This window comes from Affinundibacterium seohonense (genome assembly GCF_014284305.1).
Taxonomy (GTDB): Bacteria; Pseudomonadota; Gammaproteobacteria; order Burkholderiales; family Burkholderiaceae_D; genus Undibacterium; species Undibacterium seohonense.
The window spans coordinates 270,081-292,244 of sequence record NZ_JACOFW010000001.1 but is presented as its reverse complement, the minus strand read 5'-3'; the positions used below and the strand labels follow the sequence as shown (position 1 = coordinate 292,244).

15 protein-coding genes are annotated in these 22,164 nt (G+C 46.4%); 10 read left to right on the top strand and 5 right to left on the bottom strand.

Annotation, left to right across the window (positions count from 1 at the left end; translation table 11 throughout):
* Nucleotides 1-8: 8 nt before the first annotated feature.
* Nucleotides 9-1,094: a cell division protein ZipA C-terminal FtsZ-binding domain-containing protein gene (locus H8K52_RS01225; protein WP_186920682.1), complete on the bottom strand. Its 1,086-nt coding sequence runs from the start codon at nt 1,092-1,094 to the stop codon at nt 9-11.
* A gap of 5 nt (nt 1,095-1,099) precedes the next feature.
* On the bottom strand, nt 1,100-4,612 hold the full coding sequence (gene smc, locus H8K52_RS01220; RefSeq protein ID WP_186920681.1) for a chromosome segregation protein SMC: 3,513 nt from the start codon (nt 4,610-4,612) through the stop codon (nt 1,100-1,102).
* 437 nt (nt 4,613-5,049) lie between these two features.
* Between smc and dapC the strand changes: the two genes are divergently transcribed.
* From dapC to H8K52_RS01185, 7 genes are all read left to right on the top strand, one after another.
* The gene (gene dapC / locus H8K52_RS01215) at nt 5,050-6,273 is read left to right on the top strand and encodes a succinyldiaminopimelate transaminase (RefSeq protein ID WP_186920680.1); all 1,224 of its coding nucleotides are present in this window, start codon (nt 5,050-5,052) and stop codon (nt 6,271-6,273) included.
* 52 nt (nt 6,274-6,325) lie between these two features.
* Entirely contained in the window at nt 6,326-7,153 is an 828-nt protein-coding gene (dapD, locus tag H8K52_RS01210; protein WP_186920679.1) for a 2,3,4,5-tetrahydropyridine-2,6-dicarboxylate N-succinyltransferase, read from the top strand.
* A 75-nt stretch (nt 7,154-7,228) separates the two neighbouring features.
* Nucleotides 7,229-8,368 carry a PilT/PilU family type 4a pilus ATPase gene (locus tag H8K52_RS01205; protein WP_186920678.1) on the top strand — a complete coding sequence of 380 codons (1,140 nt, stop codon included), beginning with the start codon at nt 7,229-7,231 and terminating at the stop codon, nt 8,366-8,368.
* Nucleotides 8,369-8,370: 2 nt separating this feature from the next.
* On the top strand, nt 8,371-8,751 hold the full coding sequence (locus tag H8K52_RS01200) for an ArsC family reductase (RefSeq protein ID WP_186920941.1): 381 nt from the start codon (nt 8,371-8,373) through the stop codon (nt 8,749-8,751).
* A gap of 6 nt (nt 8,752-8,757) precedes the next feature.
* Nucleotides 8,758-9,894 carry a succinyl-diaminopimelate desuccinylase gene (gene dapE, locus H8K52_RS01195; protein ID WP_186920677.1) on the top strand — a complete coding sequence of 379 codons (1,137 nt, stop codon included), beginning with the start codon at nt 8,758-8,760 and terminating at the stop codon, nt 9,892-9,894.
* Nucleotide 9,895: 1 nt separating this feature from the next.
* Complete coding sequence (gene prmB, locus H8K52_RS01190) at nt 9,896-10,798, top strand: 50S ribosomal protein L3 N(5)-glutamine methyltransferase (protein WP_186920676.1); 903 nt, start codon at nt 9,896-9,898, stop codon at nt 10,796-10,798.
* 127 nt (nt 10,799-10,925) lie between these two features.
* Nucleotides 10,926-12,926, top strand: a complete 2,001-nt coding sequence (locus H8K52_RS01185) for an ATP-binding cassette domain-containing protein (protein ID WP_186920675.1) — start codon at nt 10,926-10,928, stop codon at nt 12,924-12,926.
* A gap of 170 nt (nt 12,927-13,096) precedes the next feature.
* Here H8K52_RS01185 and serS read toward each other — a convergent pair whose 3' ends face one another.
* Entirely contained in the window at nt 13,097-14,392 is a 1,296-nt protein-coding gene (serS, locus tag H8K52_RS01180) for a serine--tRNA ligase (protein ID WP_186920674.1), read from the bottom strand.
* Between the two features lie 537 nt (nt 14,393-14,929).
* Between serS and rpoD the strand changes: the two genes are divergently transcribed.
* Nucleotides 14,930-17,653 (top strand): RNA polymerase sigma factor RpoD, encoded by a 2,724-nt coding sequence (gene rpoD, locus H8K52_RS01175; RefSeq protein WP_246464185.1) that lies wholly within the window; start codon nt 14,930-14,932, stop codon nt 17,651-17,653.
* Nucleotides 17,654-17,759: 106 nt separating this feature from the next.
* Here rpoD and H8K52_RS01170 read toward each other — a convergent pair whose 3' ends face one another.
* The gene (locus H8K52_RS01170; RefSeq protein WP_186920673.1) at nt 17,760-18,566 is read right to left on the bottom strand and encodes a M90 family metallopeptidase; all 807 of its coding nucleotides are present in this window, start codon (nt 18,564-18,566) and stop codon (nt 17,760-17,762) included.
* A 177-nt stretch (nt 18,567-18,743) separates the two neighbouring features.
* Between H8K52_RS01170 and rarD the strand changes: the two genes are divergently transcribed.
* Nucleotides 18,744-19,628, top strand: coding sequence for an EamA family transporter RarD (rarD, locus tag H8K52_RS01165; protein WP_186920937.1), 885 nt, complete (start codon nt 18,744-18,746; stop codon nt 19,626-19,628).
* Here rarD and H8K52_RS01160 read toward each other — a convergent pair.
* On the bottom strand, nt 19,617-19,787 hold the full coding sequence (locus tag H8K52_RS01160; protein ID WP_186920672.1) for a hypothetical protein: 171 nt from the start codon (nt 19,785-19,787) through the stop codon (nt 19,617-19,619). The two genes, rarD and H8K52_RS01160, sit on opposite strands and share 12 nt — an antisense overlap.
* A gap of 76 nt (nt 19,788-19,863) precedes the next feature.
* Between H8K52_RS01160 and H8K52_RS01155 the strand changes: the two genes are divergently transcribed.
* Complete coding sequence (locus H8K52_RS01155; protein ID WP_186920671.1) at nt 19,864-22,137, top strand: arginine/lysine/ornithine decarboxylase; 2,274 nt, start codon at nt 19,864-19,866, stop codon at nt 22,135-22,137.
* Nucleotides 22,138-22,164: the final 27 nt, after the last annotated feature.

Here is a 22,164-nt window from a genome sequence, read left to right as displayed (position 1 = left end):
TTACTCAATCAACTAAACAGACGCTTGGCGCGACGGGAGCCAGCTGGAATCTCAGCAACCGCCATTGCATTGCAAAATTCGCGTACTTGGTCGGCGATTTCCGCTAAGGCTTGATCAGAGATAGGATTATTTCCATCATCTACCACTGTTCCACCAAGGCGAGATGCTAAAGAACGCGCACATTTTGCCATCACGCCAAACCCTTCTAGATCTGGTGATACACAAGGTACATCCAACAACAAGGTTAATTTAGATGTGACCGTTTCGCTAGCACTGACATTGGTAGAAAGCGTGAATAAATTACCGACATCGCCATCTGGCATCACCAGTCGGCCATCAGGACGCACGTCAAATCCCTGCTTCTCGAGTGCCCCTAACAAAGTCGTGATATCCCACGGCGCACCGTTGGATAGAACATTGACGCTTAATTGTGCATCGTGTTCTGCAACAAATTGATGCAACTCACGTGCATTCGACATAACGCGATTCATGTCGGGTACATCGGAATGCGCATTGAGACGATCGGCAATTTCGCGCAATTTACTAACGAATTCAGAGTATTCTAATTCGTTCAAAGGGCCGCTACGACTGACCATTTGTACTCCGGCAAACAGCGCGGTGTAAATACTGCCATGAGCGATCTCATCACGCTTTCCTTCATGGGTTAAGCCGATGAAATGGACAGGCTTGCGGCCAACATATTTCAAATCACTGATTTCTTTCAGCAATTTTTCACCGCGGATCGGTGCTTCAAACTCCAAAGGAATAACACAGTCGATCAAATCATCTACGGATAATTCTTTGCCATACATCGTCGCATCGAAATCAGTTTTAGTGCTTTGAGATGGATTTGCATTAAATCCAGTGCCAGCGTCTTCATCGCTGATTTCACTCAAATCATCTTGATCAAATTGAGGTTCCTGACGAACAGACTCCGCATCATCTCGTGCATTCATTAAGACGTCATCATGCCCGCCCGAGAAAGCGCGATCAACACTTTTCCTAGCGCGATACTCTTGCCATTTGCTGTAGATATAAACCAACACCACAAACGCTACACCTGCACCAATCAAACTCATTTGAAAATCCGTCATACTGCTTAACCCTCACCAACTAAACTTGCCGCTGATTCCATATCAACAGCAACGATTCGAGAAACCCCCTGCTCTTGCATAGTGACACCAATTAATTGTTGTGCCATTTCCATTGCAATTTTATTGTGGGAGATAAATAAAAATTGTGTATTGCTAGACATACGTTTCACCATATTACAGAAACGCTCGGTGTTTGAGTCATCCAAAGGCGCATCGACCTCATCGAGTAGGCAGAATGGCGCTGGATTTAACTGGAACATCGAGAACACCAAAGCCGTCGCCGTCAAAGCTTTTTCACCACCGGACAGCAGGTGAATCGTCGCATTTTTCTTACCCGGTGGTTGTGCCATCACCTGCACACCAGAATCAAGAATTTCGTCGCCCGTCATAATCAATTTCGCCTGACCACCGCCAAACAAAATCGGGAACAATTCGGCGAAATGATGATTCACGCGATTGAACGTGTCTTGCAGCAAATCACGCGTTTCGATGTCGATTTTGTGAATCGCATCTTGTAAAGTGGTGATCGCTTCCGTCAAATCGGCATATTGCGCATCGAGGAAAGTCTTTCGTTCAGTGGCCTGCGCCAACTCGTCTAGAGCCGCCAAGTTCACAGCGCCCAATGCCGCAATCGCATTGCTTAAACGAGTGACTTCGCCTTGCAAATACGATGGTTTCAAATCATCGTGCAATTTATCCTCGAGCGCTGCTTCGTCGACTTCAAAATTACGTAGTTGTTCTTCGTATTGTTCTTGATTCAGTCGTGCCGCTTGTTCTTTCAATTGCAATTCCACGATGCGATCACGCTGCGGTTGTAAGCTGCGCTCGACCTGCATTTTTGATTCTTCTGCATGACGCAGTTTTTGTGTCAATTGATCGAGTTCATGACGTGCATCTGCCAAGACGCGCTCTTGATCGCTACGTTTTTCCAACAGTGTTTGCAAGCCAGCGTGCGCGGTTTGCTCATCCATGCTTTCCAATTCAAGCTGACCCTGCTGCATATTCGCAAATAACTGCGAGGACTGTTCTAATGCAGTGGCGATATTGCGTCTGAGTTCTTCCATTTTGACGCGATGCGTTTTTTCGGAAAAACTTGCTTCTTGCGCCGCCAATTCCAGGTCCCGTAAGCGTGAACGCGCATCGTTTAATTGCTGTTCTTTTTCAAGGAAAGCGGTCTGCCCATCCTCGTGCGTTTCTTGCATTTCAGCCAAGGCGATATCTAGCTCTTCGAACTTCGCTTCCGATTCTGTTCGCGCAGTTTGTTGCTCTTGTTCTTGCTCAGCGATTTCAGCCAAATCCGAATGAATCTGTGTGCTACGTTGATTGAAGCGCTCCTGTACTTCAGCCAACTTCATGTACTCGATTTGCAGACCGTGAACTGCTTGCGTCAAGCCAGCGACACGCACACGCAACTCTTGTAAAGCCTGAGTTGCTTGGCTTAATAAAGCCTCTGCGCGCACCGCACGGGTTTTGCCTTCGTCCGCCAACAAGTGTTGAGCTCTGGCTTGTTTCGTGATGTTTTCAATTTCTTGCTGACGTGCGAGTACACCGTCTTGCTCAGAATCTGCAGCGTAAAACCGTACGCTGCTCGCACTAATTAGATGACCTTCTTTGGTAATGAAACAAGCGCCAGCAGGCAATTTCGCACGCTCGGCAAACGCCGTCGGTGCATCTGGAGCGATATACACATTGTGCAACCAATCTTGCATCACACTACGCACACCTGCATCATTCAGTTGCAGCAAACTAAGCAGTGGTTTCAAGCCTTCTACCATCGCTACAGGTGCAATCACTTGCGGCGCATACAGGGCCAATTTTGCTGGCGGTGCGTCATTGAAAAAGGCTTTTGCCCATTCCAAATTGGACATTTCCAAAGCAGAAGTACGTTCGCGCAGGATCGATTCCAATGCTGTCTGCCAGCCGTTTTCTATCTGCACTTTTTGCCATAACTTCGGCAGTTTTTCTAGTTCATGTTTCGCCAGCCACGGTTGAACTTTGCCTTGGCTCTCGACTTTTTCTTGCAGTGATTTCAAAGCCGCCAAGCGTGCATCGAGTTGCGCTGATTGCGTTGTATCTTTATTGACTTGCTCTTGCGCAGAACGACGCTCTTCTTCCAACTGTGGCAGGCGCTCTTGCGCTTCCTCAAGTTGCATGGTCGTTTCTTCTAGCATCTGCTTTTTCTCTTCGAGTTGCAGTGCTAAATTTTGTAAGTGCGAAGCGTCTGGAATGACCAAACCTTGTTTCTCTTGATTCAGACGTTCACGGCGTACAGCTAAGGTATTCAGAATATTTGATGCGTTGCGTTGATGCGCAGATTCGAGTTCGATCTGCTGTTGCATCTGCATAATTTTGGCGCGCGACTCCGTTGATTTGAGTTGCGCATCACGCCAAATTTGCTCTAGCGCTGGAATTCTTTCGTGCTGCTGCGCGACTGTTTCTTGCGCTTGCTCACTGCGCATCGCCAATTCTTCAACATGCATTTCTGCATCCGACAAATCATCTTGAAATTGTTGGCTTTGGCGCAGCCATTGATCGCGTTGGGCTGACAGAGAAAGTAACTGGGCTTGCAATCGTGCGCGCGATTCGATGACGAATTTAATCTGCGCTTCTAAACTGCCAATTTCCGCATTGGTTTGGTACAAATGACCTTGTGCCTGATGCATTTTATCGCCAACAGCATAATGCGCTTGACGCATTTGATCGAGTTCTAACTCGACATGGCGTAACTTGGCAGTTTGTTCTTCTAAGTCAAGCTGACATTTTTCGATCTCAGCGAAATGCTTTTTTTGTTCAGTTGCAGCTTCACGCTTACGCAACATCCACAATAACTTTTGCTTTTCTTCCTGATCCGCTTGTAAAGAATGGTATTTATTGGCGACAACAGCCTGCGCTTCGAGTTTTTCTAAATTATTATTTAACTCACGCAAGATATCTTCAACACGAACCAGATTCTCATGCGTATCGTGAATTCGGTTTTCAGTTTCGCGACGACGCTCCTTGTAACGCGATACACCAGCAGCTTCTTCCAAAAACACGCGCAATTCTTCCGGACGCGATTCGATAATCCGAGAAATCATGCCCTGACCGATAATCGCGTAAGCGCGCGGCCCCAAACCAGTTCCCAAGAAAATATCCTGGATGTCACGGCGGCGCACTGGCTGGCCATTGATGTAATAAGTTGAGGTGCCATCACGCGTCAAAGTACGTTTGACCGCAATCTCAGCGTACTGACTCCATTGTCCAGCGGCTTTACCTAGACTATTGTCAAAAATTAACTCTACAGATGATCTTCCCGCAGGTTTACGGTGAGTCGATCCGTTAAAAATGACGTCTTGCATGGATTCACCACGTAGTTCAGACGCTTTCGATTCGCCCAAGACCCAGCGAACAGCATCGATAATATTCGATTTGCCGCAGCCGTTCGGGCCGACTACACCGACCAATTGGCCAGGAACTTGAAAATGAGTGGGATCGACGAAGGATTTAAATCCAGCTAATTTAATAGAAGTTAAGCGCACGTTATTTTTATTTATCGTTTTTTAGACCAAGATACACAAATTCAATCCGCTTCTGACACACTATCAACAGGTTTTCTATCTTTATAAAAAACGCAATAATAGATGGCAATTTACTTACTATTCGACTTATAGTTCAAACAAGTAAGGCTGCACATCATAACATTCTGACGGCTTAATTTTGCAGATTTTGGCAATAAGGCGATGCTAAAAAACGCCTGCCTCCACACTTTACGTGAAGGAATGGCAAAACTTCCTTGAACTTGCCCGCTTTGGGCATGCCAAGCGCGGCTATAATACGTGCCTACCGCAATTAGAATAATTAAGCGAAATGTATAGTCATCCGACAGCCAAAACTTAAAGCTTTATATTGCCTTGCCATATCGTTGTCGTTTTAATTTTGAATCTTCTTCCCCTCGTATTTTTAAGTGAATTTCTCCGTGAATCCCAATTTAGAAAAACTACAAGCTTATCCATTTGAAAAATTAAAGCGCCTGTTTGCTGGCATTACCCCCAATTCCAATTGCAGCCCTATCAGCTTAGGCTTAGGCGAACCTAAGCATGCGACACCGCAATTGATTAAAGATGCCTTGGTCGCTAACTTGAATGGCCTAGCCAATTACCCATCGACTAATGGCATTGAAGGATTGCGTGTTGCAATCAGTCATTGGTTAGCGCAACGCTATGATATTCCTGCGCTTGATGCAGGGAGCCAGATTTTACCCGTCAATGGATCGCGCGAAGCCTTGTTTTCACTCGCGCAAGCAGTAATTGATCCAAGTAAGAATAGCCACGGTGCGCCCATCGTGATGTGTCCGAATCCCTTCTACCAAATTTATGAGGGTGCTGCTTACTTGGCGGGCGCGGAGCCATATTTTGCGAACGCGAATCCGGCAAAAAATTTCGCGCCTGACTTTAGTCAAATTCCAGAAGCTATCTGGCAGCGCACGCAATTGCTATATGTTTGTTCCCCTGGTAATCCGACAGGCGCTGTATTGACGCTCAATGACTGGAAAGAACTATTCGAACTCTCAGATCGCTACAATTTTGTAATCGCTGCGGACGAATGTTATTCAGAAATTTACTTTGGCGATACAGCACCGCTTGGCAGCTTAGCGGCCGCACGCGCTTTAGGTCGCAACGATTATCCTCGTCTCATAACATTGTCTAGCCTTTCTAAGCGCTCGAATGTCCCTGGTATGCGCTCTGGCTTTGTCGCTGGCGATGCGAACATCATTAAGCAATTTCTGCTATACCGCACTTACCACGGCGGCGCGATGTCCCCTAGCATACAAGCAGCATCGATTGCGGCATGGAATGATGAACAGCACGTCATCGAGAATCGTGCTTTGTACGTGAAGAAATTTTCGCAAGTCACCCCTGTTCTACAAGAAGTCCTCGATGTTGCTTTACCTGACGCTGCTTTTTACCTTTGGGCAGGTGTTGATAAGCACATCCAAATCTCTGATACAGAGTTCGCGCAAGGTCTTTACCGAGACTATAATGTGACGGTTTTACCGGGTAGCCTTTTAGCCCGAGACGCACATGGCATTAACCCCGGCAGCAATCGCATTCGTATGGCCTTAGTCGCAGAAGTTGAGGAGTGCATGGAGGCAGCGCAAAGAATCGCTGCTTACACACGCCAACTCATGCAAGCACAATAGGTCCATCTAGGTTTTCATTTTTTGTTATTTCTCACTTTAATCACATAACGTCATGACACAGCAATTACAAAACATCATCAATCAAGCATGGGAAGACCGCGCTAGTTTTTCACCTAAAAATGCGCCTGCAGAATTACGTGGCGCGGTTGCGCATGTATTGGAACAACTCGATTCCGGTAGCTTACGCGTCGCGCAAAAAATTGACGGTGCATGGCATGTCAATCAATGGGTGAAGAAAGCGGTATTACTCTCTTTCCGTCTCGAAGATAATATCGTGATGCCATCTGGCGAACATATGCAATTTTTCGACAAAGTGCCAACCAAGTTTGCCAATTACACGGCAGAAGACTTCGTCAAAGGCGGTTTCCGCGTAGTCCCGCCAGCAGTCGCACGTCGCGGTAGCTTCATCGGCAAGAACGTAGTGTTGATGCCATCATATGTCAACATCGGAGCGTATGTCGATGAAGGTGCCATGGTCGATACATGGGCAACAGTCGGCTCTTGCGCGCAAATCGGTAAGAACGTGCATTTATCTGGTGGTGTCGGTATTGGTGGCGTGTTAGAGCCTATGCAAGCGAATCCAACAATCATCGAAGACAACTGCTTCATCGGCGCGCGTTCAGAAGTGGTTGAAGGCGTGATCGTAGAAGAAAACTCTGTGATTTCTATGGGTGTGTATATCGGTCAATCAACGAAAATTTATGACCGTGCAACAGGTGAAGTCACTTACGGTCGTATCCCTGCGGGCTCTGTGGTTGTCTCAGGCAATTTACCTTCGGCTTGCGGCAAATATAGCTTGTATTGCGCAGTCATTGTAAAACGTGTTGATGCGCAGACACGTTCCAAAACAAGCATCAATGAATTACTGCGTGGTGCTTAATTCTATCTAGTCTGAGCAAAGTCATCATTTTAAACAATTAGGCTTACCCCGTTTTATCTTCACAGAGGAATTATCATGGCAATGGATCGTTTATTTCAGTTAATGAAAGACAAGAATGCGTCGGATATGTTTTTCGCGATGAATTCGCCGATTCATTTGAAAATCAATGGCAATCTCCTCCCCATCAATCAACAGAAGATGGATGAAGAAAATATTATGGCTTTGCTCGCAGAGGTCCTCTCGGCAGAACAAATCGCCCAATATAAGCGGGACAGTGAACTTAATGTTGGTATTGGCATGGCGGGTGTTGGTCGTTTCCGTTTATCGGCATTTAGACAACGTGGTTCGACGTCTGCTGTTTTTCGCTTTGTACCTGGCAATATCCCACCGATATCCACACTTCATTTGCCGCCGGTATTATCTGAGCTGATCATGGAAAAACGCGGATTGATTTTGGTTGTCGGCGCCACCGGTTCAGGTAAATCGACTTCGATTGCTTCCATGCTCGATTATCGCAATGAGACAAAGACTGGGCATATTCTGACCATCGAGGATCCGATCGAATATCTGTTCAGAAGCAAAAAATCCATCGTTAATCAACGCGAGGTTGGCACCGATGCAGATAGTTTAAAAACCGCCCTGCGTAATTCGTTGCGCCAAGCACCGGATGTTATTTTGATCGGTGAGATTCGGGATCTAGAAACGATGATGGCGGCGATCGCTTACGCCCAATCAGGTCATTTGGTCGTCGCTACCTTACATGCGAACAATAGTTATCAAGCATTAAATCGTATTATCAGCTTCTTCCCGATTGAAAACCGTAGTGCCTTGTTGCTAGATTTGGCTTCGGCGATCAAGGCAGTGATTTCACAACGACTAATCAAAGCGGTCAATGGTGGTCGCTGTCCTGCCGTCGAAATTATGTTGAACACGCGCTATGTGGGCGAATTAATCGAGCAAGGTAATATTTTCCAAATCAAAGAAGCGATCGAAAAAAGCTTAGCACCAGGATCACAAACGTTTGAGCGCGCACTGCTGCAATTAATCAAAGATGGCCTGATTACGCAAGAAGAAGGCTTAGCCAATGCGGATTCTGCGAATAATCTATTGTGGTTACTCAACAATGACTCGGCGCTGGCGCAAAAAGCTAAAGAAGAGCCAGAACCAGAAAAGAACACCGAAGCGACATTCACCGAATTCAATTTGAACATGTAATGATGAGCACAAATTCCAGTATCACCTTATTTGGCATTCCCAACTGTGACACAGTGAAGAAAGCACGCACCTGGATGGAACAGCAAAATATTCCATTTGCGTTTCATAATTTTAAAAAAGATGGTTTAACACCAGAGCAAATCGAACTTTGGCTGCAAGAAATTGACTTGACGCTCCTCATCAATCGCAAAGGTACGACATGGCGGGCTTTGTCCGAAGAACAAAAATCGAGTGCAGAGGACAAGGACGGAGCGATCGAACTGATGCTGACGAATCCATCCGTAATCAAGCGCCCAGTGTTACAAATTAATAGCGATACACGCAAGCATGTTAGCGTTGGTTTTAACGATCAACAATACCAAATCATTTTTAAAGAAGTCTAAGTTTTCATGAGCAAAACTCTCGCACTCACTGAGCAATTAATCGCACTGGATTCTGTTACGCCAGAAGATAAAGGCTGTCAAAATACCCTAATCAATTTATTAGAGCCACTTGGTTTTACCTGCGAAACCATACAATCTGGCGATGTGACGAATCTATGGGCACGTCGCGGCAACACGCAGCCTCTGGTTGTTTTCGCTGGTCACACCGATGTGGTGCCGACGGGTCCAGTCACACAATGGCAATCAGAACCATTTGCGCCTACGCATAGAGATGGTAAATTATATGGTCGTGGTGCGGCCGACATGAAAACGTCGATTGCCGCCTTTGTCGTAGCGACAGAAGAATTTATCGCAGCCCACCCAAATCATTCTGGGTCGATCGGCTTTCTTATCACCAGCGATGAAGAAGGCCCAGCCACCGATGGTACTGTCGTTGTGTGCAATCAACTGCAGGCGCGTGGTGAACAACTCGACTACTGTATTGTTGGTGAACCGACTTCGAGCGAGGTGCTAGGTGATACCATCAAAAACGGTCGTCGCGGTACCATGTCTGGCAAGCTCATAGTCAAAGGCATCCAAGGTCATATCGCCTATCCGCAATTGGCAGAAAATCCAATTCATACCGCGACTCCAGCGCTAAATGAATTAGTCAGCGAAGTTTGGGATTTGGGTAACGACTATTACTTGCCAACCTCATGGCAAATCTCCAATATCCATGGCGGTACCGGCGCTTCGAACGTGATTCCAGGTGAAGTTGTGATTGACTTCAACTTCCGTTTCTCGACCGCCAGCACCGCCGAAGGCTTGCAACAACGTGTACACGACATTCTCGACAAACATCAACTTAAATATGACCTAAAATGGACCATCGGTGGTCACCCATTCCTAACACCGAAAGGAAATTTAAGTGATGCCTTGGCGAAAGCTATTCAAGACGAAACCGGTGTCACTACCGAATTATCTACAACGGGTGGCACCTCTGACGGTCGTTTTATTGCGAAAATTTGTCCGCAAGTCGTTGAATTTGGACCGCCGAATGGCAGTATTCATAAGATTGATGAACATATCGAAGTGCGCTATATCGATCCACTTAAAAACATCTACCGCCGTGCGTTAGAGAATCTTTTACTAGAAAAAAATTAATATGACGAACGCCAATACTCTTCCATTCCAAACGCTACGTGATCTGTTGCGATATGCGGTGACTCGATTCAATACTGCGCAATTATTCTTCGGACATGGCAGTGCCAATGCTCTAGATGAAGCCGCTTATCTGCTCCTGCATACTTTAAAGTTACCGCTCGATAAAATTGAACCATTCCTAGATGCGCGCCTGTTACCACATGAAATTGATGCAGTAGTTGCCGTCATTGAACGCCGCGCAACGGACCGAATTCCAGCGTCGTATATTACGAATGAAGCCTGGTTGGGCACCTATAATTTCTACGTTGATGAGCGGGTCATCGTGCCACGTTCTTTCATTGCCGAATTGATCCCTGAACGCTTCACACCTTGGGTGCAAGATCCAGAAGAAGTCACCGACATTCTGGAACTCTGCACAGGTTCTGGCTGCTTACCTATCATGTTGGCAGATGCTTTTGAAAACGCGCATGTCGATACGGTCGACATTTCAAAAGATGCATTGGATGTCGCCGCAAAAAATGTCGCAACGTACGAATTAGAAGATCGCATCACGCTGATTGAGTCAGACTTGTATAGCAATGTACCTGACAAACTCTACGACATGATCATCACCAATCCGCCGTATGTGAATTCCAGCTCGATGAGCAAGCTGCCAAAAGAATATTTACATGAGCCTCAAATTGCTTTGGCTGGCGGTGACGATGGCATGGATCTGGTGCGCAAAATTGTAGCCGGAGCTGCATCGCGCCTCAAACCAAATGGAATTTTGATGGTCGAGATTGGCAATGAACGTCTATTCGCTGAAGAAGCTTTTGCCGAATATGGTTTAACTTGGCTATCCACTAGCGCTGGTGACGATATGGTATTCATGCTGACTGCTGAGCAACTTCAAGAAGTTTATTAAATCGCGTCAGAGATCAGCAGACTTTTTAGTTTCAATGGTTTTATCGCTCAAAACGCCCCAAAAAAGCGTTTTGAGCATTTTTATTTTTATACCCGATTTTTAATATCCATTTTTTTGTTAGTCAATAATGATACGTCTTCAACAGGTCATCCTCGCCCGCGGTACAAAACCCCTCTTCGACAGCGTCGATGTCACACTTAATCCAGGCGATAAAATCGGTCTGATTGGTTCCAATGGCGCTGGCAAGTCCAGTCTGTTTGCTATGTTGCGTGGTGAACTGCATCCCGATCAAGGTAGCATCGAGTTCCCAGCTAAATGGCAATTAGCGCACGTTGCGCAAGAAACGCCGCCTTTGGAACGCAGCGCGATTGATTATGCGATTGATGGCGACGTCACTCTACGTAAGCTGGAAGCGCAATTAGCCGAACTCGAAGCACAACCAGAGTCACATGATAATGGGATTGCGATTGGTGAAGTCTACGGTGCCTTGTCGGATGCTGACGCCTACACAGTGCGTTCACGTGGCGAACAATTACTATTAGGATTAGGCTTCACGATTGAGCAGATGGAGCAATCGGTTGCCAGCTTCTCTGGTGGTTGGCGTATGCGTTTAAATCTGGCACAGGCATTGATGTGCAAATCAGATTTATTGCTACTTGATGAACCGACTAACCATTTGGATTTGGATGCAATTATCTGGCTGGAAGATTGGCTCAAACGTTATGCAGGTACACTGATCATCATTTCACATGATAGAGATTTCTTAGATGGCGTCGTCAATGTCGTCGTCCATATCGATGAACGTAAACTCAAGCGTTATTCAGGCAACTATTCTGCATTTGAACGTCAACGCGCAGCGCAATTAATCCTGGCGCAAAGCTCAATTGAGAAACAAAGCCGCAAGCGTGCTCATTTACAGTCTTTCATTGATCGATTCGCCGCCAAAGCGTCCAAAGCAAAACAAGCGCAAAGCCGTATTAAAGCTCTGGAGAAAATGGAAGAGCTGGCACCTTTACGAGCAGCTGCAGAGTTTTCATTTGAATTCCGCGAACCCCTGAGTGCGCCAAATCCTATGCTGGTCATGGATGATGTCGATTGCGGTTATCGCATCGAGTCACAGACCGATCATAGCTTTACCGAAAAGAAAATCGTTGGCGATGTGAAGTTCTCTTTGCAAATTGGTCAACGCATCGGTTTGTTAGGGATTAACGGCGCAGGTAAATCCACTTTGATCAAAACCATCATGGGTGAGTTACCGCCATTGACGGGCACGATCACGACGGGCAAAGGTTTATCAGTTGGCTATTTCGCCCAGCACCAAGTCGAAATGCTACGTCACGATGAATCACCACTTTGGCATTTGGCGCACATCGCACCGGATGTCCGTGAACAAGAATTGCGCAATTTCCTTGGCGGATTTAACTTCCCAGGCAGTATGGTGACGAGTCCAATCGCGCCATTCTCCGGTGGTGAAAAAGCACGACTAGCATTGGCAATGATTGTGTGGCAGCGCCCTAACCTCTTGCTGCTCGATGAACCGACCAACCACTTAGATTTGGAAACCCGCGAGGCCTTAACAGAAGCCTTAGCGCAATTCGAAGGCACGCTCGTAGTCGTGTCCCATGACCGACATTTATTGCGCGCCACGACCGATCAATTCATCATCGTTGCCGATGGCAAGCTCTTGCCTTTCGATGGCGATCTCGACGATTACAAAGACTGGCTCTACAAAACCAAATTAGAACAGGCAGCAGCTGCCGCCAACGCAGCAGCACTACCGGTAAAATCGAAAGAGAAGGCTGCCGCGTTACCACAAGCCCAGCCTGTTCCAAGTGCCCCTGTCGATGAGAAAGAGCGCAAACGTCGCGACGCTGAAGAGCGTCAACGGATTACCGCTTTGCGTAAGCCGATAGAAACCAGAATCAAACGTCTGGAAGAACAAATGGCTAAGTTAAATCTAAAGAAAGATGATTACAGCAAACAACTCGAAGACAGTGCAATTTACGATGACGCCAATAAAGAAAAACTTAAAAATCTTTTGTTGGATCAGGCTTACGTGGTCAAAGAATTGAATCAAATGGAAGCAGATTGGCTGGAACAACAAGAGTTTTTAGAAGCAGCGATTTAAATAGAACGACCAAATGAAAAGATCAATCCCAATTAATGTTTTGATCATTTCTAGCAAGAACAAAGACGTGGCATTTAGTGAACAAAAAGCGCCCATATTGAGAAAATATGGGCGCTTTTTTATACTATTTAGAACAAACTTCAGTAGATGACGTTTAAGCCAATAAGAAATTAGCTTTTGGCAAGCAAAACCTCAATCCCACCCATATACGGGCGTAACACTTCGGGAATAATCACACTGCCGTCTTCTTGCTGATAATTTTCCAAAACCGCCACTAAGGTACGTCCCACCGCCAACGCAGAACCGTTCAAGGTGTGCACAAATTCAGTTTTGCCTTGCGCATTACGGAAACGTGCTTGCATACGACGTGCTTGAAAAGCGCCCATATTGGAAATGGAAGAAATTTCACGATACGTATTTTGCGCTGGTAACCAGACTTCTAAGTCATAAGTCTTAGTGGCACCAAAACCCATATCACCAGTACACAAACTCATCACGCGGTATGGCAAGCCAAGTTTTTGCAAAATCATTTCTGCATGACCAACCATCTCTTCCAGGGCGTCAAAAGATTTTTCTGGATGAGACACTTGTACCAATTCCACTTTATCAAATTGATGCTGACGTATCATGCCACGAGTGTCACGTCCATAACTGCCGGCTTCAGAACGGAAGCATGGCGTATGCGCAGTCATTTTTACTGGCAAACTTTCCAGAGCTAAAATCTCATCACGCACCGTATTCGTCAAGGTGACTTCAGCAGTGGGAATCAGATACAAGGTTTCACCCTCGCCATCCTGCCCACCTTTCTTAACCGCGAACAAATCTTCTTCAAACTTTGGCAATTGCCCAGTACCACGCATGGAATCTGCATTCACCATATAAGGCGTGTAATGCTCGGTGTAGCCATTGTCGGTGGTTTGTGTATCCAACATAAACTGCGCTAATGCGCGATGCAAACGTGCGATGCCACCTTTTAGCACGGCAAAGCGAGAACCGGTGAGTTTCACAGCGACTTCAAACTCCAAACCAAGCGCAGCGCCGACGTCAACATGGTCTTTGACCTCAAATGAAAAACTCGGTGGAACGCCGACACTACGCACCACCACATTACCACTTTCATCGGTACCGACAGGTACCGAATCATCTGGCAGGTTTGGTATCGTTAGCATGAATTGACTCAAACCTGCTTGCAACTCAGATAAACGCACCTCAGACGCTTTGAGCTCATCCGCGATCGTGCCAACCTCAGTCATCACTGCAGAAGCATCTTCGCCCTTCCCTTTCAACATACCAACCTGTTTGGACAAAGAATTACGTTTAGCCTGCAACTCTTCGGTGCGCATCTGTAAATGCTTGCGCTCATTCTCCAAGGTATTGAAAGTCGTCACATCTAACACAAACTTACGTGTTGCCAAACGGGCGGCAACCGCATCGATGTCTTTACGGAGCAATTGGATATCAATCATGATTTTTTAAATGAAAGGTAATAAAGTGTGCCTTGAACTTGGTAACAAGTTGGCGAAAAACGTATTGTAACAAGGCTCATGCATTTCCTCTATGGTTTCATGTTCAAAGAACTAATAGATGCAGCTAACAATTTTTCACAAAAAAGTTTAATGTTTGCATTTAATAATTCAATTCCAAAATGTCGCCCCTGATCTCGCTAATGCGTTCGATCAGATGTTCGCATCGGCAATTGCTTTTTCTCTAAATGTACTCACAAAAATTATCAAACAAAATGCTAGTATTGCTTGTCAAGAACAGGGAAGCCGTGGATAATCCCGACCTCGCATAAAAATACGCAAAAAAATCATTTAAATTATTCTCGCCCGCAATCGCGGGTTTTTTATTTAGATGATTCTGTGAGTGTCCCACTGAGCTTAAGAAATTTCCTCAAGAATTCTGCTCGATTCGAACACTGTACATGCTAAGTCACATACTTTTGCTTTTGTTGTTGCCATCCAAATTTGATTGGCATTTTGTTGTCGCACTTGATTTGTTACATGAAAAACAGCTTACAACCATCCGAATCGCATATCAGCACCACGACTGTCCCGACAGCCACTAAGACACTCAAATTAGGTAAACCGCTCACAGTTTCCAAAGTCAAAAGTCCCGCGCTCCAAGCCGAGACTCGCACTTTTGCATTACCAGTTGTTGCAGAGTCCAATGAATTGGAAGCGGGCGATATTGTCAAAACCCAAGTTCAATCAGTCACTGTTGTGACTAAGCGCCGCTCACGTTTGGCGATCGTCAATTCTGCCGAGGCCAACACGCCTGAGTCGCAAGTGCCAGACACGGAACTGAATAGTGCAGCATCCGTGACGTCTACCGACCAAACACCATCTGATACTATGGCGGACGATCCTGTGCCAGTGGCGGCCTCATTAGATCAGCCTGAGGTCGTGCTCGCTCCTGCCCCAGCGGATCAGGTCGACGATGATGTTGAGATTGACTACAGTCAAGACTACATCGCTGCACAAGCGGCGATTGCCGCAGCACCAGCGCCGGTCATCAAAGTCAAGAAAAAGAAAATCGTCACGGCAACCAGTGTGCCGGAAGACAACGCGGTCACTGCAACAGAATCAGCAGTCAATGACGTACCTGCAGAAAAGTCAGCGCCGAAAGTCCGCGTAGCGAAAGCACCAATTGCTAACGCAGTGAGCGCGGTCACGAGCACAAGTCATGCAGAAATCGATACCTCAGCGTACGCATTTCCAACCGTAAAAGAAGCGGCACGTCGCGGCCGCAAGCCGTCTTCGCCACAAATTTATAACGAAGAAATCCATGCCTTTAACGCCTTGGAATCTTCTGAATTAAAACGCGCCGCGCGAGTAAAATCTGGCAAAGTCAGTGCCAGCAGTGCTAGCAAAGAACAATTAGAAGAATATCGCCAGCGCTTGACCAAATTAATTCAATTGGGTAAAGACCGCAGCTATTTAACGCACGCCGAAATCAATGATCATCTGCCAGAAAACGTCGATGATCCTGAAATGATACAAAGCATTATCAGCACCTTAAATGATGTTGGTATTGCGGTCTACGAACAAGCACCCGACGCGACGATGTTGCTGTTGTCCGACAATGTTGCCAGCTCCGTCAGCGACGACGATGCCGAAGCCACAGCAGCAGTCGCTTTATCCACGGTCGATTCTGATTTTGGTCGCACTACGGACCCGGTTCGCATGTATATGCGCGAAATGGGTAGCGCAGAATTATTGACGCGCAGTGGCGAAATTGACATTGCGAAACGGATAGAAACAGGTCTGAAAGACATGTTGCAAGCTATTTCGGCATGTCCTTCCGTGATCCAAGAAGTACTGGTGACCGCTGAAAAGGTCAAAAACGACGAAGTCATTATCGACGATTTAATCGATGGATTCCATGTACCAGAAAGCTTAGATATTCCTGTTGCGATTCTGGCCAATACCGACAGTGACGACGAAGACGAAGAAGACGACGAAGAAGGTGGCGCCGCAGAAACAAGCAATGCCTTGAGTGCGGAACAATTGGCGCAAATGAAGGCAACAGCATTAGAGAAATTTGCGTCCATCAAGACCAGCTTTGATGACATGTTTGCGCAAATTGAAAAAAATGCCTACCAGTCGGCCAGCTACCAAAGCGCGCAAGAAACAGTCACCAAAGAAATGGAAAGTATTCGTTTCAGTGTTAAGACGACAGAAAAATGGTGTGATATTTTGCGCAAGCAAATGATAGAGCTGCGCCAAACTGAAAAACGCATGCTGGAATTATTGGTCGACAAATGCGGCATGCCACGCGCCTATTTTATCGCCAACTTTATGAAAAACGCGAGCAATCGCGATTGGCTAGAGCAAGAAATGGAATCGCGAGAAGCCTATGGCGCTGTACTGAAACGCCATATTCATGCCGCACGTGAGCTACAAGGTCGCTTGATCGTTTTAGAGCAAACTGCAAAAATCCCGTTGAGCGATTTACGCGCGATTCATAAAAAGATGATTTCGGCAGAAAAGCGCACAAGAGATGCAAAAGCCGCTATGACTGAGGCTAACTTACGTTTGGTGATCTCTATCGCGAAAAAATACATCAACCGCGGCATGCAGTTTTTAGACCTCATTCAAGAAGGGAATATCGGCTTACTCAAAGCGGTCGATAAATTTGAATACCGTCGTGGCTACAAGTTTTCCACTTATGCAACGTGGTGGATACGTCAGGCAATTTCGCGTGCCATTGCAGATCAAGCGCGTACCATCCGCGTTCCTGTGCATATGATAGAAACGATTAACAAGTTGAATCGCATTAAGCGCCAATGTTTGCAACAAAATGGCACAGAGCCCGATCCAGCGCTTATCGCAGAGAAGATGGATTTGCCAGAAATCAAAGTGCGTGAAATCTTGAAAATCGCTAAAGAACCTGTGTCTTTGGATGTACCTATTGGCGATGACGGCGATTCACAATTGGGCGATTTCATTGAAGACAATATTACGCTGTCTCCGATGCAAGCGGCAATGCAGGCGTCTGTGCAAGGTAAATTGAAAGAGATTTTGGATGCCTTAAGCCCACGCGAAGCGAAAGTCTTACGTATGCGTTTCGGTCTCGAAATGGCGAGCGATCACACCTTAGAAGAAGTCGGCAATCAATTCGATGTGACACGCGAACGAATTCGTCAGATTGAAGCGAAGGCGATGAAGAAACTACGTCATCCTTCGCGCTTGGAACAGCTAAAGACATTGCTAGAAAATAACTAGGTTTTACACCATGATCACGGGAGGCCATCGCTTCCCGTGATCAGTAGTTACAAGATATGAGAAATCGTAAATAGTAATCTGGCTTGCGAGACACGCCGTCGTCAGCCTAATGCCATTCTCTCGGGTCAATACAGTAGTAGGCCTGCAACACCTTGAATAATTCAGGATGTGCACTCGCCAGCTCTGCACTTTTCTTAAAAAACGCTTCCGTCGTCACCGCAAAAAACTCCGCCGGATTGGTGGCACCATAGGGATCAATCACGCTCTCTTCTTGTTGATCGATTGCTGACTGCAGGCGTAAAAATTCCCGCTCCATGACTTGTGACCAATGCCGATACGCCACTGTGCTCGGCAGCACGGGTGCGCCATTCGTACTGCCGTCTTCACTGTCAAGCTGATGGGCAAATTCATGAATCACCACATCTTGTCCCATTTTTTCATTGTGTGGATTATTCACGATTTGATCCCACGCCAAAATCACTCGTCCGTCACTCCAAGATTCTCCACTCAAGGTTTGGTTGGTATGCGTGACAATACCGCCCCCTTCGATACGCTGACGCGGCACCACAAAGGCGCTTGGATACACGAGGATATGGCTGAGTTTCGGAAAAACCTCGGTTTCTCGATTCAGCAGAAGCAAGCAAGCCTTCCCAGCGATTGTGACTCTGATCTCATCATTCATTTCCAAATCACCACAAGCAACAAAGGTCTTCTCATGCAAGAACTGACGGATCTTACGCTTGAGCTGCATTTGTACATCAGTTGGCATACGCGTATAGCCTGGTAAATTTTTGCGCAATATTTTTGAAAAATGATGGGGAAAAGCTCGCATCAACACATACCGCAGGCGTAATTTGGGAATCACAACAAACACCAACAATAACAAAATCGTTAAACTAGCAAGCAACCACATATTTGTTCCTTTCTCATTTTTTGCAGCACTGCAGTCTTCTGATGATGACAACGTCATACTCAAATGGGCACCTTTGGTATGAACTCAATAGCTGACGGTAATTAAGTGCTTGCCTGCGGCGACTTGGATTAACTGAGATAATCGCCCCTCCTTTACTTTTCTGTGACAATTTTCTCTATGCGCAAAGGCATCATCTACGCCGCGGCCTGTTACTCCGCTTGGGGCTTATTCCCGATTTATTTCAAAGCATTGCATGCCATACCAGCGCTAGAGATATTGCTACATCGAATGATTTGGGCCTTTGTGTTCTTGATAATCGTCCTCAGCATACGTAAGCAATGGACTTGGTTTGGCGAAGTGATACGAAAGCCCAAATTACTAGCGGGCTTTACCGCCAGCGCCCTGCTCCTCTCGGCGAATTGGTTTCTGTATATCTGGGCGATTAATAACGACAGAATTGTTGATGCCAGCTTAGGTTATTTCATGACGCCCTTGGTGAGTGTATTTCTCGGCTATCTTTTACTTAAAGAACGCCTGCGCTCGGTTCAATGGTTTGCAATAGCCTGCGCTGGTCTCGGCGTGGCTTGGCTAAGCATGCAAACTGGACATCCACCTTGGATTGCACTTGTGTTGGCCTCAACTTTTGGTATGTATGGCCTGCTAAGAAAGACCGCAGCTTTGGGTGCCTTGGAAGGATTATCTTTGGAAACGATGATTTTATTTCCATTTGCGCTCGCGTATTTACTCTTTCTGTTGATGCATGATCAAACGGCATTCATGCATGAGTCCACCTCTATACAGCTTTTACTTTTAGCCGCTGGCCCAATTACCGCGATTCCACTGCTCATGTTTGCAGCAGCTGCGCGCCGAATTCCCTTAGCGACATTAGGCTTAATGCAATACATTTCACCGACCATACAATTATTGATTGGTGTGTGGCTCTATCACGAGCAATTTAGTCATGAGCGTCTATTGGGATTCTTAGGAATTTGGCTGGGATTATTTATTTATTCGGCAGACAGTTTACGCGCGAATTTGATAAATAGAGCGTCAGCCAACTAAGCACATTACGGTGAAACCTTGTAATTCATATAGCAATTTAAGGGCAGATTTTGCCCCGATTGTGACAGTCAGATGAAATTTATGGGCTTTACGTGCGATCTGCGCAAAATATGCCAATATTTTTGACATCTGCATCAGCATTTCTGCGAAAATTCGCATCTTTATTTTTCCGGCGCGCAAGCGGTTTAACACACTGGCCCAGGCGTCTCCCGTAACAGGCTTTTTGGAGACCTAAATGAAATTCCGCTTCCCCATCGTCATCATTGACGAAGATTTCCGTTCTGAAAACACTTCCGGACTTGGCATTCGCGCTCTCGCGGATGCGATGGAAAAAGAAGGCATGGAAGTCCTCGGTGTGACCAGCTATGGCGACTTATCCCAATTCGCGCAGCAGCAATCACGCGCCTCTGCGTTTATTCTCTCTATTGATGATGAAGAATTCGGTGAAGGTACGGACGAAGAAAGCGATTTCGCGTTGAAACCATTGCGCGCTTTCGTTGAAGAAATCCGTTACAAAAATGCCGACATCCCGATTTATTTGTATGGCGAAACACGCACTTCACGTCATATTCCGAATGATATCTTGCGTGAATTGCATGGCTTCATTCATATGTTTGAAGACACGCCAGAATTCGTCGCGCGGCATATTATTCGCGAAGCCAAATCTTATCTGGATGGCTTAGCACCACCGTTCTTCCGCGCGCTAGTACATTATGCCAATGATGGATCTTACTCATGGCACTGCCCTGGACATTCAGGCGGCGTTGCGTTTCTCAAGTCACCAATCGGACAAATGTTCCATCAATTTTTTGGTGAAAACATGTTGCGTGCCGACGTTTGTAACGCGGTAGAAGAGCTCGGTCAATTGCTCGACCATACTGGTCCCGTTGCGGCATCTGAGCGCAATGCTGCGCGTATTTTCAATGCGGATCATTGCTATTTCGTGACCAATGGCACCTCAACCTCAAACAAAATGGTCTGGCATTCGACCGTTGCCCCTGGCGACATCGTCGTCGTTGACCGAAACTGCCACAAATCGATTTTGCACTCCATCATTATGTGCGGTGCGATTCCTGTGTTCTTGATGCCTACTCGGAATCATCTGGGCATCATTGGGCCAATTCCATTGGAAGAGTTTTCCATGGAAAGTATCCGTAAGAAAATCGAGGCGAACCCATTTGCCAGCAAAGCCAAAAACAAAAAACCTCGTATTTTGACAATTACGCAGTCGACTTATGACGGTGTTTTGTATAACGTCGAAACCTTGAAAGACTTGTTAGATGGCGAAATCGATACCCTGCACTTCGATGAAGCTTGGTTGCCGCATGCGACTTTTCATAGCTTCTACCAAGACATGCACGCGATCGGTAAAGAACGTCCGCGCGCCAAGAAATCGATGATTTTCTCGACACAATCCACCCACAAATTGCTGGCGGGGATTTCTCAAGCTTCACAAATTTTGGTACGTGAATCTGAAACGGTCAAACTGGATAAAGATAGCTTCAACGAAGCCTATTTAATGCACACATCGACTTCTCCGCAGTACTCGATTATCGCCTCTTGCGATATCGCTGCCGCGATGATGGAAGCGCCAGGTGGCACTGCTTTAGTGGAAGAGTCCATTTTAGAAGCATTGGATTTCCGCCGTGCGATGCGTAAAGTCGATCAAGAATGGGGTCAGGATTGGTGGTTCCAAGTGTGGGGCCCAGATCATTTATCCGAAAATGGTGTCGGCACGCAAGAAGATTGGATGATCCATGCCGAGGATGATTGGCACGGTTTCGGTAAATTGGCACCGGGCTTCAATATGCTCGATCCGATTAAAGCCACGATCGTTACCCCAGGCTTGTCGCTCGAAGGTAAATTCGGCGAAACTGGTATTCCCGCATCAATCGTCACCAAGTATCTGGCAGAACACGGCGTCATCATTGAGAAATGCGGCTTGTACTCATTCTTCATCATGTTCACCATCGGCATTACCAAAGGTCGCTGGAATACGCTGTTGACTGCGTTACAGCAATTCAAAGATGACTACGACAAAAACCAGCCGATGTGGCGTATCCTTCCTGAATTCGCGGCCGCCAATCCGCGCTACGAAGGTGCTGGCTTACGCGATCTGTGCCAAAGCATACATGAGGTATACAAAGCACATGATGTAGCCCGTTTGACGACAGAAATGTATTTATCCGATATGCAACCAGCGATGAAACCATCGGATGCTTTTGCAAAGATGGCACATCGCGAAATCGAACGTGTCTCAATCGATGATTTGGAAGGCCGTGTTACCGCCATCCTATTGACGCCTTATCCACCGGGTATTCCCCTGTTAATTCCTGGTGAGCGCTTCAATAAGACAATTGTCGATTACTTGAAGTTTGTGCGTGCCTTTAATGAACAGTTCCCTGGATTCGAAACGGATTGTCATGGCTTGGTAAAAGCGGAAGTTGAAGGCAAGCGCGGCTATTTCGTCGACTGCGTGCCGAAGGGTTCAGAAAATACCGAGATGTAAATTTTGAAGTAAAGCGGTTCAATGACT

Bases quoted from the DNA above. Each gene is read 5' to 3' on its own strand.
- H8K52_RS01225 (WP_186920682.1), bottom strand. From the start codon at position 1,094: ATGACGGATTTTCAAATGAGTTTGATTGGTGCAGGTGTAGCGTTTGTG.
- dapD (WP_186920679.1), top strand. From the start codon at position 6,326: ATGACACAGCAATTACAAAACATCATCAATCAAGCATGGGAAGACCGC.
- H8K52_RS01205 (WP_186920678.1), top strand. From the start codon at position 7,229: ATGGCAATGGATCGTTTATTTCAGTTAATGAAAGACAAGAATGCGTCG.
- H8K52_RS01200 (WP_186920941.1), top strand. From the start codon at position 8,371: ATGAGCACAAATTCCAGTATCACCTTATTTGGCATTCCCAACTGTGAC.
- dapE (WP_186920677.1), top strand. From the start codon at position 8,758: ATGAGCAAAACTCTCGCACTCACTGAGCAATTAATCGCACTGGATTCT.
- prmB (WP_186920676.1), top strand. From the start codon at position 9,896: ATGACGAACGCCAATACTCTTCCATTCCAAACGCTACGTGATCTGTTG.
- H8K52_RS01185 (WP_186920675.1), top strand. From the start codon at position 10,926: ATGATACGTCTTCAACAGGTCATCCTCGCCCGCGGTACAAAACCCCTC.
- serS (WP_186920674.1), bottom strand. From the start codon at position 14,392: ATGATTGATATCCAATTGCTCCGTAAAGACATCGATGCGGTTGCCGCC.
- rpoD (WP_246464185.1), top strand. From the start codon at position 14,930: ATGAAAAACAGCTTACAACCATCCGAATCGCATATCAGCACCACGACT.
- H8K52_RS01170 (WP_186920673.1), bottom strand. From the start codon at position 18,566: ATGTGGTTGCTTGCTAGTTTAACGATTTTGTTATTGTTGGTGTTTGTT.
- rarD (WP_186920937.1), top strand. From the start codon at position 18,744: ATGCGCAAAGGCATCATCTACGCCGCGGCCTGTTACTCCGCTTGGGGC.
- H8K52_RS01160 (WP_186920672.1), bottom strand. From the start codon at position 19,787: ATGCGAATTTTCGCAGAAATGCTGATGCAGATGTCAAAAATATTGGCA.
- H8K52_RS01155 (WP_186920671.1), top strand. From the start codon at position 19,864: ATGAAATTCCGCTTCCCCATCGTCATCATTGACGAAGATTTCCGTTCT.